The organism is Actinomycetota bacterium (genome assembly GCA_016700055.1).
In the GTDB taxonomy this organism is placed as follows: domain Bacteria; phylum Actinomycetota; class Acidimicrobiia; order Acidimicrobiales; family Ilumatobacteraceae; genus Kalu-18.
This window is the reverse complement of the sequence record CP064997.1, coordinates 606,965-622,178: the sequence shown is the minus strand read 5'-3', so window position 1 is coordinate 622,178 and position 15,214 is coordinate 606,965. Positions and strand designations below refer to the sequence as shown.

Sequence of the window (15,214 nt, the reverse complement as noted above, 5' to 3'; positions counted from 1 at the left end):
CGGTTGAGCTTCCTCGCCTCATTCTCCCAGCGGCCAGGTGATCTGCGTCCGCCACGTCGCGGGGTCCGGCTCGGTGGCTGGATCGCTGAGGTACGACTCCCACAGCTGCGTGCCGCCTTCGAGCCCGCGGGACTGCAGCCAGGCCGCGAGCTCCTCGTACGTCTGCGCCAGTCCGTCGTAGCTGCCCACGTGGATGGCCATCACCGCTCGCCCGCCGGGCAGTACTAGAGCGGTGACCTCCCCGGTTGGCGAGATCGGCCCCGAGACGGGAAAGCCAGCGGCAACCTCGACGGTCTCGCCCGGCATCCTCGGATAGAAGCCGAACGGGGGCCCAATGACTTCCAGGCCCTGGGATTGAACCACCTCGAGGACCAGGTGGAACGCCCGGTCGAACAACGATGGCAGTTGGTCCACCGGCAGTTCGCCGCGAACCACTGCAGCCTGCTGTGGCTCGATCGTCACCACTTCGCAGTCCACCATCAGTGCCCTCCTCTGCTCGCTCGCAACCACCCGGTCGCTTCAGTATCGCCCACGCAGAGCGCGCCCGGTTGGGTGGGAGAAGTGTTGGGTGCCTGTCGCGAATTGGGCCGAGTGGTGGGTCTTAGGGTTGATGGCAGTGGGTTCGCAGCCGAGCCTGGAAAGGTCGGAGTTCGCGGGGTTCGTACGCGAGGTCGAACCGCGGCTGCTACAGGCGCTGGTGTCGGCCTATGGCCCCCGGGACGGGCGTGAGGCGACGGTCGACGCGCTGAGTTGGGCGTGGGAGCACTGGGACCGACTGGGTCCGATCGACAACAAGCTCGGCTACTTGTACCGGGTCGGCCAGAGCGCCACTCGGCGCTACACCTCGCGGGCGATCCCGCTTTCGGCGACGACGAGCGAGGAGGCCCCCCTGGTGGATGTCGATCCCGGATTGCTGCCTGCCTTGAGGCGCCTGTCCGAGCAGCAACGCACCGTCGTGGTGCTGGTTCATGCCTTCGGCTGGTCGCAGTCCGAGGTGGCCAAGCTGCTCGACATCACAGTGTCGACCGCTCGTGAGCATCTGTCCCGGGCGCTGAAGCATCTTCGAGACGAACTGGTGGTGTGCGATGCCGGTTGACGTGGAATCCGAGCTCGCTCGGCTCGGCACCGCGTGGGGCGAGTCGATCGCCCATGTCGATGTCGCCGAGGTGCTGGAACGGACGATGGCCACCCGTTCCCAGCCCGTCGATCACATGATCGACCCAGCGGCGACGAGTCATCGCCGGCGCGCCGAGCCGCGGTCGACTCGTTCGGGACAGCGTTGGCTGGTCGCGGCAGCGTGTATTGCGTTGGTCGTGGCGGGTGTCGTGGCCCTGGCCCAGTGGCCGGCCAGCGGTCCCGATCCGGCGGCGACGAACCCGGAAACGACACCGTCGGTCTCTACCGACCCCGCTGCGCCGATTCGGCCGCCCGAGCCATTCGTGGGTTCCTGGGTGTCGACCGACACCGATGGTTCTTCCCAGACGATGCAGATCGTGCGCTCGGGTGACGAGTACGAGGTGGTCGTGCGCGACGACGTCGCCACCGCTGCGTGTGCCGGGGCGGCGGCCACCATCGCCGGCACCGGGCTGCTGGAGACCGACGATCGGCTGGTCATCGCCCAGCCCGAGCTGACCTGTGACGACGGGACCACGCCCGCTATCGGGCTCCCGCCCCAAGCGGACCTTGCCGACTACACCTTCTTTCGCAACTCGGTAGCGGATGAACTGACCGACCCGTTCGGAGTCGTGTGGCGGCGCGTGGGCTCGAACGACGGAACGACCGTCCCGGAGCAGACCACGGTTCCCGCAACAGAGTCGGCGCGGGCGACGGTCCCCGCACTTGGGTCGGCGACGTCGGGCGGGATGTGGCCTCAGTCGACGCTCGATGAGGTGCGTGCCGCCCAGGAGTCCGCCGACGCCGCGGACCCCACCTACAGCTGGCAGCTCTTCGCCCAATCCTCTCCCGACCAGGAGCCGTGGCAGGCGCAGATCCTCACCAGGTTCATCAAGGAGGGGCTCGGCTGGGAGGACTACCTGCCGCGCGGAACCGCGTACTACGACGGAGGAGGTGGGTACGCCGAGACCTTGTTGATCCGTTGTGCGCCGGGGCAGACGAACCCCCTGGCGACTCTGTACGCGGCGATGCCTCCCGAGATCCGTGGGTGTGCGCCGACGATCGACGAATTGACGTACGAGACGGTCATGCTCAGTCTGACCCAGCCTGAGCGTCGGGGTGCTTCAGGGATCTGGGTGGTGGAGCAATGGGAGATCCTGCAGTCCCCGTCGGAGGGACCGCTCTTCTGGCTCCTCTACCCCGACTTGGGGCAGGTCCGACAGGTCGTGCCGCCACCCGAAGACGATGTCACCGCGTTCCTGGAGGCATTCCTACAAGCCCGGGTCGACGGTCAAGGCGCGGAGCAGTACCTGCTCACCGAGCCAGGGCAGTTGGAGCTGGTGGCGCCGCTCTTGTACGCCACCACCAGCGGGGTCCCCTACGAGCGATTCACGCGCCCCCAGATGCTTCAGGGCCCGGAGTGGCCGACCGGTTGGAGGGAGTACAAGGTCCAGCTCTTCGCCGAGGACGAGACGGTGGTCGACCAGCTCTTCCACGTCGTCCTCCGTGAGGGGCAGCTCGGACTGATCTACGGATTTGCCTTCGGCGAAGACCCGACGACGGAGAACGGCGAGCCCGTGGCCGTGCCGCACAGCGAGTTCGAAGGCACGTTGACCTTCACCGCTCCTCCGTTGGCCACCAGCGGCGACGGCAGGATCGAGATCGAGCTGACTGCGAGTGGCGGCCGCGTCGTCATCGCGGAGGATCCCCTTCCCGACGGTCGAGAGGACTGCCGGGCCGGAACCGCTCCCGCAGCAGCCGCCGACGCCACGGCGCTGGCTCGCAGCATCGAGGCCGACCCCGACTTCGAGGCGACCGAACCGGTGCCTGTGAGCGTCGCAGGTATCGACGGGTTGCAGGTCGACATGGCATTCAACGAAGAAGAGCTCTGCTACTGGTTGTGGTCGTACACCCGTGGCGACGCCGGCGAGCCACCGTGGAGGATGCGCCTGTACATGGTCGACTATCCCGAGTCGGCCTGGCAGTCGGCTTCGAACTGGAGACCCCAGGTCCTGACGATCGCGGTCATCGCTCCCGAGACCGACTTCGACCGTGCGCTCGAAGAGGCGGCACCCATCGTGGAGTCCGTCGAGTTCGTCGCTGGCTGACAGCCCCACCAAGGAGAAGGAACGACATGCGCCACCTACACAGACCGGTAGGAATCGCAGCGGCTCTGCTCGTGATGACGGCGTGCGGGAGCGGGGGAGATGCAACAACCACAGCACCCGCCACGACCGCCCCTGCCACTAGCGAGCCCACCATGGCCGGTCTCGAGGTGATCGAAGCCGGCGTCGCTGCGTTCTACTCCGGGGACGCGGAGCGGGCCGCCGAGTTGTTCGAGCTCGCGGACCGCACCGACGACCAGATACGCGCCGAGTCGGCTTATCAGGCGGCCATAGGTGGGCAATTGGACCTGAGCTGCACGGAGAGCACGCCCGGGTCGTTCAGCTGCAGCACGCCGTACCGCAACGCGATGACGGATGCGATCGGCGAAGGCGGCGGACATGACGTGTGGCCGGTCGTGGTCGAGGACGGGGTGATCACGCAGTTCGGATTCACCGAGCACTCGGGACTGCTGATCGAGATGGGGACCTTCCTCGCGAGCGAAGGTCGTTTTGACGGCTACGAAGACTGCGTCTATGGCCCGTTCCCTGCTTCGTGCGCCACCATCCAGTTGGAGAACCTCGACGCCTGGGCGGCGTGGCGCGAAACGCTGGAGCCGGCAGATCGGGTGAAGACCGTGGTGGAGTCCTGGTACCGAGGGGATTGTGAGGCAGCCGTTCTCCTGTCGTGGGGCGAAAGCGATTGCACGGCATCGTCCTTGCCGGCTCAAACGACCGCGTACGAGTCGATCCTGGGTGCGGAGGTCTCCGTCGAAGACTGTGAGACCTCGTCTGGCGGGGAGCATCAGCGTCTCTCCTGCGAGGTGCACTACGCGAATGCCATGAACAGCGCGGTCGGCAAGCCGCCCTCGGAGACCGCCCGAGAGTTCGTCCTCATGTACGGCACGCTCACGGCTGGCCCGAATGAAGAGCCCTGGTACGAAGCTGACTACCCGCAAGACACCGAGCTCCTTGACAGCTTCAGGCTCTTCGCCGAAGGGGGCGAACTGGCCGACGAGTATGCGGACGCAGGCTGCGCATCAACACGCTCACCCGAGTGCGCCGACCTCATCGTGGACAACCTCGACGCATGGGCGACCTGGTACGAGCCCAACGGCTGACCGAACTGTTGACCGATCGCGGCGGGGTGTCGAGGGGTCACCGATCACTCGGTTTCCGACTGTCTACAGTTCGCGGTGTCGTGGCCGAACTACTCCGTTTCCATAGTCGGTAGGGAGCAGACCTTGACCGCCGATGCCGACCCGACCCCGGTCGACCCGCTGTTCGTGTCGCCTCGGGTACGCCGACGGTTCGTGTCGATCGAGGCCGCGGCCGTTGCCGGCTTCATCTGCGCAGCGGGCTGGTCGATCGCGCTGCGCGGTCTGCTCGCCTCACCCGACCTCGACGCATCGGACGCCGTGATCGCCGAGTACTACGCCGACCCGGACGACGGCCGATCGGCGGTTGTCATGCTGCAGGTGCTGGTGCTCGCAACGGTCGCCTTCATGTGGTTCGTCGGAGTGATTCGCCATCGCATCGGCGAATTCGAGCCGAAGCTGTTCGGCACGGTCTTTTTCGGCGCGAGCGTGCTGATTGCCGGTGTGCTGTTCGTCGGGGCGGCGCTGCTCGCCGCGCCGTCGGTGCTGCTCGAGATCGGCAACAAGACGCCCGACCCCGCAGCATCGTCGATGTCCCGCGCTGCGGCCGCGACGATGCTGTCGGTCTTCGCCCCCCGCGTTGCGACATTGGTGATGTTCTCCACTGCCGGGCTCGGCCGTGCCACCGGTGCGCTGCCCCGCTGGCTGGTGTGGCTCACCTATGTCGTAGGCGTCGTCGAGTTCGTCAATGTCACCATCGCCCAACCGACGATCTACGTGTTCCCGGCTTGGATCGCGCTCGTGAGCGTCGTGCTGATCGTGCGGCCACCGGCACACGGGTTCGATCTCGGCCCAACATCGCCGGCCGAGTGACCGAGCGGGGCGGCGACGTCCGTCAGCGGTTGGCGTCCACCCACGCCTCGGCGTCGAGATAGGCGCGCTCGACCGCGGCACCGACGCGTTCGTCGCCGGGGTACACGCTGGCCGCGCCGATCGTGTCGGTGATGCCGGTCACCTGCAGTTGTTCGATGATGCGGTCGTTCGCGGACACGATCATCAGCTTGCTGCCGACCGCGGCGAGCGCGAGTGCGTACCGGTGCAACACGTCCATGAACGTGGTTCCCAGATCGCTGCGCCCGCGCAGCCGCAGGATCACCACCGAGCCACGCGATGCGTCCCCCACCGCCGGCAGCGTCGCCTCGAACACCGGTGCCGCGGCGAAGAACAGGCTGCCGTACGGCTGCAGCACCACGACCTCTGCTGGTGGCAGCGTCGCCGGCGGGTCGACCTCGATCAAGTGTCCATCGGCGTCGCGGACTCGCCGGCGGATCGTGACCTGATTCGACTGGCGGACGACATGGAGTACCACCGACAGCCCCACCCCGACCAGCACCGCGTACTGCAGCGGAATCACCATGGTCAACGCGAACGTCACTACGAGCACGGCCTTCTGTACGGCGCCCGTCTTCCACACCGACTGCAGGTCCGCCGGCTTCACCGTGCGGTACCCGATCAGCATCAGCAGCCCGGCCAGGGCCGACATGGCCACCCCGCCGACGACCTCTCCGAACACGACGATCACAACTGCCATCACCACCGCGGCGAACAAGAGCGACCTGCGGGATCTCGCACCGGCCGCCTTGTTCAGCGACGATGCCGACACCGACCCACCGACCGGCATGCCCTGTAGCAGTCCCGAGGCGACGTTTGCCGCGCCTTGGCCGACGAAGTCGCGCGAGGCATCCGGATAGCTGCCGTCGGGGTTGGTGAAGTTCGCCGAGATTCCTGCACCCTGCACCAGACCGACGAACGCCAACGACAGCGCCGGCACGATCAACACCGGTACCAGCCGCAACAGCGGCAACTCCGGCGTGGGCAGCGAATCGGCCACGATGCCGAGATCTCGCAACGTCGCCACGTCGCTCCACCCCAACACCTCGCTCGCCAGCGAGGTGACGAGGACAGCCACCACCATCCCCATCGCACCCAGCCGCGTTCGCTCGAGCAGCACGATCAGCACGATGGTCACCAGGCCCACCGCCAGCGTCCCACCATGAAGCTGCCCAGGATGCAGCAGCGTGTTGACCGCCCGGACGACACGAGACCCGCCGTCGGCCTCGTAGCCGGTCAAGTTCGAGAGCTGTCCGAGCACGATGTTCACCCCGACCGCGTTGATGAACCCGACCATCACTGCGTTCGACACGAACCGGAGCACGGTCCCGAGCCGGAACAACCCAGCGGCCAACATGACCGCACCGGTGAGCACCGACAACGTCACCAGGGCCCGCCCAGGGTTGTCCGCCTCGCGGATCGCTGCCACATCGGCGATCACCATCGCCATTGCACCCGTCCCTTGGACGGCCATGAATGCCGAGCTCGTGAACAACGCCCCCGTGGCCGTGCCGGCCAAGTACCCGTACAGGCCGGCCAGCGGATTCACCCCCGCCAGGAGCCCCGTCGCCAGACCGTCGGGCACCGACTGCACCCCGAGCACGAGTCCCGCCTCGGCGTCCTGGCGCAGGCCTGGCGTCCGCAACCAACCGCGCCACGGCATCAGACGCATCGCCTCAGGTTCACCGAAGGAGCGTATTCGTGAACGAACGTCTACACCCGGTTCGTCAGGGCATCGGCGAGGTCGAGCAGTGGCCTGGCGCCGGGCTCGGTCGCAGACCTCTTTGGGCGAGGCGTCGAACTGGTGGACTCTGCTGTGGGCTGTGCCGTCGACAGCGGTACCGATGTACACCGTTCCGGGCGGCGTGCCATCTTCCATCTCGTCGCCCGCTACCCCCGTCGTGGATACCGCAACCTGCGCGTCGATTGGCCGAGCAACACCCGCCGCCATCTGCTCGGCCGCTTCGTGGGTGAGCACCGACTTCGCCGTCACTCCCAACAGCTCGCGCTTGACCGCTTCCTGATAGGCGACCACACCGCCGCGCAGGAAATCGCTCGCCTGTGCCACGCACGCCAGCACCTCGGCAATTCGGCCGGCTGTGCACGACTCGGCGGTGGCGATGCAGCGACCGTCCAGGAGCTGCGCGACCTGATTCGCAACATCCTCATCCTGCATTACCGGGCCCTTCCACCAATCGTCTGATCATGTGGACACCTGGCGATCACGCTTAGGGAAACGGTTGTGTTCGTCTATAGCCTGTCCTTCCAGGCGGACGGGCTATTGGCCCTCGCGACCTCGTGCTCGCTCCACTCACTTGACAGGTCTCAGACTCCTATCGCAACGTCACGGACCACTACCTGAGCTGCTCCCGGTTCGTGGTAGACACCAATGACCGATGCGGTGCGTCTCGGCGTGGTCGCCGACACGGATCCCGCGATCTCATGCAACGCGCCGACCCTTCCGGGTGCTCGGACGTAGGTTGCCACACCCTCGCCGTACTCTCGTCGAGATGGAAGACGTTCACGCCATGTCGAAATGAGGTTCGTCGTCGTTGAGCCGGCCTATTTGCATCCACAGTCGGGAAACGGCTCCGTCCGAACCTCGCCACGTCGACCGTGATCGGCCCGACCCGCAAGCGGTCGCGTTGCCGTCCTGGTTGAAGGCGACACGTGCGATGTGGGATCTCGCAGTCCGTTCTGCCACGATCGCCAACGCTCTCGCATCCTCATGCGGTAGGAGTGAAGCGAGAGCGACGAGATGACGCTGCGACCCCGGAGCTGTTCGACTCAGGGAGCTGCGCCTCCCGACGCTGCCATTCACTGCTACGGGGGGTGCTGTCGTGATTTCCGGTGGTGATCCTTCACGCGAGCTGGATCAGCCGAGCAGCCTTCTGGGTAGTGGGTCCGGGATTCACGACGATTTCCTGTTCGTTCCCCAGGAGGGCATCCCATATCTCACAGGTAGCGCGGTCCAGGCGCTCGGTCAGCTGGGCGGACGCGACACGAGATCGGGCTTCTGGGTACCAAGCGCGGAGCCGGCGTTTCACGCCTTCGTCGGCACCTACGTGACCCTCGAGGAGTACCTGCCCGGCTTCGCCGATCGGCTGGATTTGGAGGGTGCCGCAGACGAGCATCGGAGACCGTCGCTGATCCGCGCAACCGTAGCGGTCAACCGCATCATCGGGAATGCGGAACGTCGAACCGAGTTGACGGCCGGCTTCAGCTCAGCGCTCGCGCCCGATGTACGCGATCGCTTCCAGGCATCCATGAATGCGAATACGGGTGGGCTGGGCCGCCTCATCGTCGCTCCTCAGCCCGTGCTGCTGTCTCTGCGGTGGTTGATCGGTGTCCCGCCTCGCGCAGAACCGCTCGACGACAAGACCACGCCGCTTCACGCCACCCTCTTCGTCCACCTCGCCGGGGTGAAGCTCTTCAGCCGGAAGAGCATCGACGATTCTGAACCGGAGCTAGCGAACCGTCGGATGATGCTGGCGTTGATGAACCTGGGGGCGTTGGGAAGCCAGGAGGACGTCTACGCCTCCATGGACCGGACGATCCGACTGTGGCGCGAGTTCGGCTTACACACAGTCCGCGATCTGGGCGCGCCGGCTGCCGACCTGTTCGAGAGATTCGTCGGAGTTGAGATCGAAGATGCACTTGCGATCGGATTTGCCTTGATGGCCCATGTGACAACGTGGGAACCCCGTAAACCAGTCCAGCTCAAACGGTCGATCGATCCTGCAGTACCGGATGACATCCGGGACCGATGCTATGCGTTCCTCGTACAGGAGTTGGAGGAGAGCCTCGGAACTCTCGGGCCACCGGTATCGGAGTTCGATCTACTCGCGGTTGAGTCGAGGCCAGTTCTCGGCGTCGAGGGCGGGGTCATCGTTCTCGATGAGCAGATGCTCTGGAGGCGTTGCACATCCGGACTGTTCTGGAACGTCCACGACGCACTGAAGCAGAGGTCCGAGTGTGAGGCTGAATCGTTTCGGACAGCATTCGGTTCGATGGTCGAGGAGTTGGTCGAGACGTCACTTCGGCGGCTCGCCCCGATCGACCTTGCCGGAGGCAGCAACTACTACACCGAGGGCGACTTGAAGTCCGCGTACGGGCCGAGAGTCCCTCGCTGCGATGCGATCGTCGACGTCGGAGGCGCCTTGCTGTTTGTCGAAGTCGTCAGCGGGCGCCTGTCGGTTCAGGCACGTGTCTTCGCCGATCTGGCAAAGCTTGAGACCGACTTCGATCGTCTGGTCATCGGCAAGTGTCGACAGATAGATGGCGCTATGATGTGCTTCCTCGAGGACGAGGAGCCGCTCACACGCATCGCAAGGCGAGGACATGTGCCTGTCCTCGTACCCGTACTGGTTGTCGGTGGTGGGTTTCCCGTCAATCCGCTCAGCTATCAGTACATTCGAGAGCGGCTACGGCAGGAGGGATTCTTCACCGATGCCTGTATCAGTGGACTCTGCCTACTTGACCTCGAGGACGTGGACGAAATCGAGGGCCTCCACGAGCACGGCTACGACGTTGCGAGGCTGCTGCAGGAATGGCAGGCCTCCGAGCTTCAAGATGTTCCTCTCAACAACTACTTGCTGAGCATTGGCATCAGCGGCGATGTCCGTCGGCCAGCTCGGATACGCGAGTCGGTCGACGCCACCTTTCGCGATGTCGTCCGGCGACTGGGTTTCGATCCCGACAAGCCGCGTGGAGATCAGCAACGCTGACTGGGGGTGGCCAACCTCGAGGATCGCGCCAACGAGGCCTTGCGAATCGTGCCGCCAGGGTCGCGAGAAGTCGACAGGCTGTCAGCGACGTGGGCAAACGGCAGCACACGCGTGTTCCCGGCTGGTGACCAGGACCGCGGCTATTGCCCAAGCGTTCAGCGGCGACCAGCACCCCGGTGAGGGGGTGCCACGACGCTGCCGGGCGGGCCGGGCGAGGGGCTCGGAGACGGTGCGGGACTTTGGTGGGGTGCGGAAGCGGCAAGAACTGGTGACGGGCCGCCCCTCCCGGAGGAATGACTCAGCGTGAACGATCACCCATGGCACTGCAGCTCAGGTAGGCGCCGGCCGGAGCCAGCCCGCAACTACCATCGAGGCGATGGGTGGGTCGATCGAGGAAACGGGCGCTGAGACGAGCCGCTCACCAGAAGACCGCCCCGCTGGACTGGCGCAGCGCACTGGGGAGGCGTTGGTCAAGTCGCGTCGACGCGTAGCGGACCATGGAGAAGTCTTCACACCGGCTTGGCTTGTTGAGGCGATGCTGGATCTTGTCAAAGGAGAGTCGGAGAGGATCGACGCGCGCTTCCTCGAACCAGCGTGTGGATCGGGGAACTTCCTCGTCCCGGTCCTCCGCCGGAAGCTCGCGACGGTTCACGAGCGGTTCGGCAGGAGCGACTTCGAGAAGCGCCATCACGCGCTCCTTGCGCTGATGTGCATCTACGGCATCGAGCTCTTGCCAGACAACGCCGCCGAATGCCGTGTCAACCTCCTCCACACGCTCTTCGACTACCTCGGCAAGGGCGTCGGGGACGAGTGGTTCGGGGCGGCCCAGGTCGTTGTCGAGGCCAACATCGTCCAAGGCAACGCACTCGACATGACGACATCGACGGGCGAGGCGATCATGTTCCCCGAGTGGGGCTACCTCGGCAAGGGCAGGTTCCAGCGCCGAGACTTCCGATTCGACACCCTCACACAGCGCTCGTCGATCGAAGGGACGTTGTTCGCAGAACTTGAGGAGCACGACGTGTTCATCCCAACGCGTACCTACCCGTCCATGACGGTGGTGGAGATCGCTCGATGAGCAGGGCTCCGCTCGCGTTTCAGGGACGCAACCCCGACGTGCTGACGTGCATCGCCAACCTGTCGAACGATGAGGTCTTCACACCACCCGAGCTGGCGAACCAGATGCTCGACGCACTTGAGCGAGCCTGGCGACAGGCGAACGGCGGATTGAGCATCTGGGAGGACCCGACCCTCCGCTTCCTCGATCCGTTCACGAAGTCAGGCGTCTTTACTCGCGAGATCACGAAGCGCCTCGTGGCTGGGCTGGCGTACGAGATGCCGGACCTGAACGAGCGAGTGGACCACATCCTTACGAAGCAGGTGTACGGCATCGCGATCACCGAGCTGACCAGCCTGCTCGCTCGCCGCAGCCTCTACTGCTCGAAGTTGGCCAACGGTAAGCACTCAATCGCCAAGTCGTTCCACTCCGCGTCGGGGAACATATGGTACGAACGGATGGAGCACACCTGGGCTGGTGGTCGGTGCAGGTTCTGCAACGCGGCGGAGGGCGAGTACGGGCGGAGCGGGGACCTTGAGACGCACGCCTACGCGTTCATCCACACGCACGACATCAAGGCCACAATCGCCGATATCTTTGGAGACAGCGTGAAGTTCGACGTCATTATTGGCAACCCGCCGTATCAGCTCGGTTCTGATGGCGGTACGCGCGACGTGCCGATTTACCACCACTTCGTTGAGCAGGCGAAGCACCTGGAACCGCGCTATCTGTGCATGGTTGTTCCGTCGCGGTGGATGGCCGGTGGGCTTGGGCTGGCCGAGTTCCGAAAAGCCATGCTGAGTGACACTCGGATCCGAGTTCTTGTCGACTACCCGAACGCGGCCGAGGTGTTTTCCTCTGTTGGGATCAATGGCGGAGCCTGTTGGTTCTTGTGGGATTCGACCTATAACGGAACGTGCAACGTGACAACAGTGAGAGCGGGCCAGGCGATCGGCCCGACGAGTCGCTCGCTCGACGAGTTCGATGTGTTCGTTCGAGACGACCGAGCGTTGAGCATCCTTCACAAGGTTCTGAGCAGGGGAGAACCTTCCTTGGCCCGGGTTCTCTCCGCCAGAACGGCGTTCGGCTTTGTCTCGAACTACGCAGGGTACCGAGAGGCGCCGAACAGCGGTGATATCAGGTTCTATGCAACAAGCCCGAACGGCAGGTTCACCGCGTGGGTATCTCGAGACGAGGTAACGACGAACCACGGTGCCATCGACGGCTTCAAGGCGCTCATCCCAGAGGCGGGATCGGGGCGTGAGCGCGAGCGCAATGGTGTCGACCTTGTGCTCGGACCACCGTGGGTGGCCGACGGGCCGTCGGTCTGTACGCAGTCGTTCCTCTTCGTGAAGACGGAGACCAGAGAAGAGGCCGAGAGTGTCGTGAGCTATTACCGTACGCGGTTTCTCCGCTTCCTCGTTTCGCTTCGCAAGATTACTCAACACACCAAAGCCGACACCTACCTGTGGGTTCCGCAGCAGACGTGGGATCGCGTCTGGACAAGTGAGGAGCTGTATGCCAAGTATGGCATCACGGATAACGAGATCGCCTACATCGAGTCGTTGATCCGACCGATGGGTACGGGTGATGAGCCGACCGATTGACGAGCTGCTTCCCGATCGTCCCGAGGCCCGGCTTCGGATCTACGCATGGTCGACGCCGGACATCCCGAAGTATGCGGGGTGTCTGAAGGTCGGCCAGACGACCCAGGAAGTGAACATTCGGATCAAGCAGTCGCACGGGCAGGCGAAGCTCGCGTACGTGCTGGGGGTGGATGAACCGGCCGATCGCGATGACGGGACGTACTTTCGAGACAGCGCGGTGCGTGAACGACTGAAGGCCAAGGGGTTCGAGAACGTCGAACTCGAGTGGATGCGATGCACTGCCGAGGACGTGCTCACCGCGATCAAGGAGCTGCGAACCGGCCAAACGCTGGCAGGCACACACCACGAGGACTTCCCGATGCGCGCCGAGCAGGCCGACGCAGTCGACAAGACCGCCGCCTACTACGAGTCGATCTGGGACGAGAACAATGAAGCCGTGCCACGGTTCCTGTGGAACGCCAAGATGCGGTTCGGCAAGACGTTCGCTGCGTATCAGCTCGCGAAGCGCCTCGGGGCGAAGCGCGTCCTGGTGGTCACCTTCAAACCCGCGGTCGAGGATGCCTGGGAAACCGACCTTCTGACGCACGTCGACTTCAACGGGTGGCAGTACCTGTCGAAGGCGAACGGTGGCGATCCGATGAAGGCGAACAAGAAGCGACCCCTCGTCTACTTCGGTTCATTTCAGGATCTGCTCGGCAGGGACCGAGCCACCGGGCGGATCAAGCCGAGGAATGAGTGGCTGCACTGGGTCAACTGGGATCTGGTGATCTTCGACGAGTACCACTTCGGTGCCTGGCGCGACAACGCCAAGGAGCTGTTCGAGGGCGAAGACGTCGAGGTCGCACAGAAGGAGCTCGCAGCCGAGTACGCCGCCGTGCTGGAAGAGTTCGACGAGGGTCTCGAGGAGCTTTCCGGCAACGAGGCCGACTTCCTGCCGATCACGTCGCGCGCGTACCTGTACCTGTCCGGTACGCCGTTCAAGGCGCTCGCAACTGGCGAGTTCATCGAGGAACAGATCTTCAACTGGACCTACACCGACGAGCAACGCTCCAAGCAGCAGTTCGCCGCCGAACACCCTGACGAGTGGAACCCCTACGCGGCTTTGCCGGAGATGCGGCTCCTCACCTACCAGATGCCCGACGAGCTGATCACGATCGCCAGCCAAGGCGAGTTCGACGAGTTCGACCTCAATGCCTTCTTCGAAGCGAGCGGACGAGGCGCCAGCGCCGAGTTCAAGCACAAGACTGATGTGCAGAAGTGGCTCGACATCATCCGAGGTGCCCACATGCCGACGCAGGTGAGCGCCCTCAAGTCGGGCACGCGGCCGCCGTTCCCCTACTCCGACGTGCGGCTCCTGCCGTACCTGCAGCACTCCTTCTGGTTCCTTCCGAGCGTCGCCGCCTGCCACGCGATGGCGAACCTGCTGCGGGAGAAGCACAACGTGTTCTGGCGCGATTACGAGGTGCTGAACGCCGCGGGCGCGGATGCGGGCATCGGACTCGCTGCACTGCCGCCGGTGCGTAAGGCGATCAGTTCCGGGTTCGACACCAAGACGATCACCTTGTCGTGCGGGAAGCTGACGACGGGCGTGACAGTGCCGCAGTGGTCTTCGATCCTGATGCTTCGGAACCTGACGTCGCCGGAGACCTACTTCCAGGCGGCGTTCAGGGTGCAGTCGCCATGGTCCATCAAGAATCCGAACGGCGACGACCCCAGTGAAGAAGCAGTCATCAAGCCCGCCTGCTTCGTGTTCGACTTCGCGCCGACGCGGGCATTGCGCCAGATCGCCGACTACGGCGCGGGTCTTTCGCCGGAGACGCCGAACCCGGAACAGGCGGTCGAGGAGCTCGTGAAGTTCCTCCCGGTGCTGGCATACGACGGCTCGAACATGACCCAGGTCGATGCCGGCGGGATCTTGGACATCGCCCTGTCGGGCACGTCAGCCACGCTGCTCGCCCGCAAGTGGGAGTCGGCGCTTCTCGTGAACGTCGACAATCTCACACTCCGCAAGATCATGAACAACCAAGCCGCGATGGACGCAGTGTTGAACATCGAAGGCTTCCGCGCGCTGGGCAGCGGCATCTTCGAGACGGTCGTCAACAAGAGCGAGTGGGTGAAGGAGACGAAGAAGTCGAAGGGCGAGAGCCTGACCTCGAAGGAGAAGAAGCAGATCACGGAGGAGGAGAAGGAGTACAAGTCGAAGCGCAAGCAGATCCAGGAGAAGCTGATCAAGTTCGCCACCCGGATCCCCGCCTTCATGTACCTCACCGATTACCGCGAGAACACACTGCAGGACGTGATCACGAAGCTTGAGCCCGACCTCTTCAAGAAGGTCACCGGTCTCTCGGTCGACGACTTCCACCTGCTGGTGTCGCTCGGCGTGTTCAACTCACTGCACATGAACCAAGCTGTCTTCGCGTTCCGACGCTACGAGGACGCCTCGCTGTCCTACACAGGCATCGACTCGCATCCTGCCCTGCGCCGGTACGGGCTCTACGACACCGTCGTCGCGATCGACGGGCCGAATGACGAGAACCACGAGACCTGACAATCGAGACGGCCGACACCGCGGATCTACCTGCTCACCACCGCGAGGACTACTCCTGGCCACCCTCGAGAA

General features: G+C 64.6%; 10 protein-coding genes. 8 read left to right on the top strand and 2 right to left on the bottom strand.

What is annotated here, in order from left to right:
- Positions 1-18 precede the first annotated feature (18 nt).
- Complete coding sequence (locus tag IPM43_03025) at positions 19-480, bottom strand: GyrI-like domain-containing protein (GenBank protein QQS25367.1); 462 nt, start codon at positions 478-480, stop codon at positions 19-21.
- Between the two features lie 136 nt (positions 481-616).
- On the opposite strand from IPM43_03025, the gene IPM43_03020 reads away from it, so the two are divergent.
- From IPM43_03020 to IPM43_03005, 4 genes are all read left to right on the top strand, one after another.
- Positions 617-1,096: a sigma-70 family RNA polymerase sigma factor gene (locus IPM43_03020; protein ID QQS25366.1), complete on the top strand. Its 480-nt coding sequence runs from the start codon at positions 617-619 to the stop codon at positions 1,094-1,096.
- Complete coding sequence (locus IPM43_03015; protein QQS25365.1) at positions 1,086-3,221, top strand: hypothetical protein; 2,136 nt, start codon at positions 1,086-1,088, stop codon at positions 3,219-3,221. The genes IPM43_03020 and IPM43_03015 overlap by 11 nt, the downstream gene beginning before the upstream one ends.
- 152 nt (positions 3,222-3,373) lie before the next feature.
- Positions 3,374-4,336 carry a hypothetical protein gene (locus IPM43_03010; GenBank protein QQS25364.1) on the top strand — a complete coding sequence of 321 codons (963 nt, stop codon included), beginning with the start codon at positions 3,374-3,376 and terminating at the stop codon, positions 4,334-4,336.
- 123 nt (positions 4,337-4,459) lie between these two features.
- Positions 4,460-5,185 (top strand): hypothetical protein, encoded by a 726-nt coding sequence (locus IPM43_03005; protein ID QQS25363.1) that lies wholly within the window; start codon positions 4,460-4,462, stop codon positions 5,183-5,185.
- A 22-nt stretch (positions 5,186-5,207) separates the two neighbouring features.
- Here the strand turns inward: IPM43_03005 and IPM43_03000 are convergent, their stop codons facing one another.
- Positions 5,208-7,379 (bottom strand): nicotinamide-nucleotide amidohydrolase family protein, encoded by a 2,172-nt coding sequence (locus IPM43_03000; GenBank protein ID QQS25362.1) that lies wholly within the window; start codon positions 7,377-7,379, stop codon positions 5,208-5,210.
- Between the two features lie 664 nt (positions 7,380-8,043).
- On the opposite strand from IPM43_03000, the gene IPM43_02995 reads away from it, so the two are divergent.
- The 4 genes from IPM43_02995 to IPM43_02980 all read left to right on the top strand — a co-directional run bounded on the left by IPM43_02995 (position 8,044) and on the right by IPM43_02980 (position 15,142).
- Entirely contained in the window at positions 8,044-9,930 is a 1,887-nt protein-coding gene (locus tag IPM43_02995; GenBank protein ID QQS25361.1) for a hypothetical protein, read from the top strand.
- 376 nt (positions 9,931-10,306) lie between these two features.
- Positions 10,307-11,008, top strand: a complete 702-nt coding sequence (locus tag IPM43_02990) for an N-6 DNA methylase (protein QQS25360.1) — start codon at positions 10,307-10,309, stop codon at positions 11,006-11,008.
- On the top strand, positions 11,005-12,594 hold the full coding sequence (locus IPM43_02985; protein QQS25359.1) for an Eco57I restriction-modification methylase domain-containing protein: 1,590 nt from the start codon (positions 11,005-11,007) through the stop codon (positions 12,592-12,594). Before IPM43_02990 ends, IPM43_02985 begins: the two co-directional genes overlap by 4 nt.
- A complete protein-coding gene (locus IPM43_02980; GenBank protein ID QQS25358.1) occupies positions 12,578-15,142 on the top strand; it encodes a restriction endonuclease in 2,565 nt (854 codons plus the stop codon). The genes IPM43_02985 and IPM43_02980 overlap by 17 nt, the downstream gene beginning before the upstream one ends.
- Positions 15,143-15,214 lie beyond the last annotated feature (72 nt).

What these genes read in the sequence shown, in the direction of transcription:
- IPM43_03025 (QQS25367.1), bottom strand. Translation starts at nt 480, where the DNA reads ATGGTGGACTGCGAAGTGGTGACGATCGAGCCACAGCAGGCTGCAGTG.
- IPM43_03015 (QQS25365.1), top strand. Translation starts at nt 1,086, where the DNA reads ATGCCGGTTGACGTGGAATCCGAGCTCGCTCGGCTCGGCACCGCGTGG.
- IPM43_03010 (QQS25364.1), top strand. Translation starts at nt 3,374, where the DNA reads ATGGCCGGTCTCGAGGTGATCGAAGCCGGCGTCGCTGCGTTCTACTCC.
- IPM43_03000 (QQS25362.1), bottom strand. Translation starts at nt 7,379, where the DNA reads ATGCAGGATGAGGATGTTGCGAATCAGGTCGCGCAGCTCCTGGACGGT.
- IPM43_02990 (QQS25360.1), top strand. Translation starts at nt 10,307, where the DNA reads ATGGGTGGGTCGATCGAGGAAACGGGCGCTGAGACGAGCCGCTCACCA.
- IPM43_02985 (QQS25359.1), top strand. Translation starts at nt 11,005, where the DNA reads ATGAGCAGGGCTCCGCTCGCGTTTCAGGGACGCAACCCCGACGTGCTG.
- IPM43_02980 (QQS25358.1), top strand. Translation starts at nt 12,578, where the DNA reads ATGAGCCGACCGATTGACGAGCTGCTTCCCGATCGTCCCGAGGCCCGG.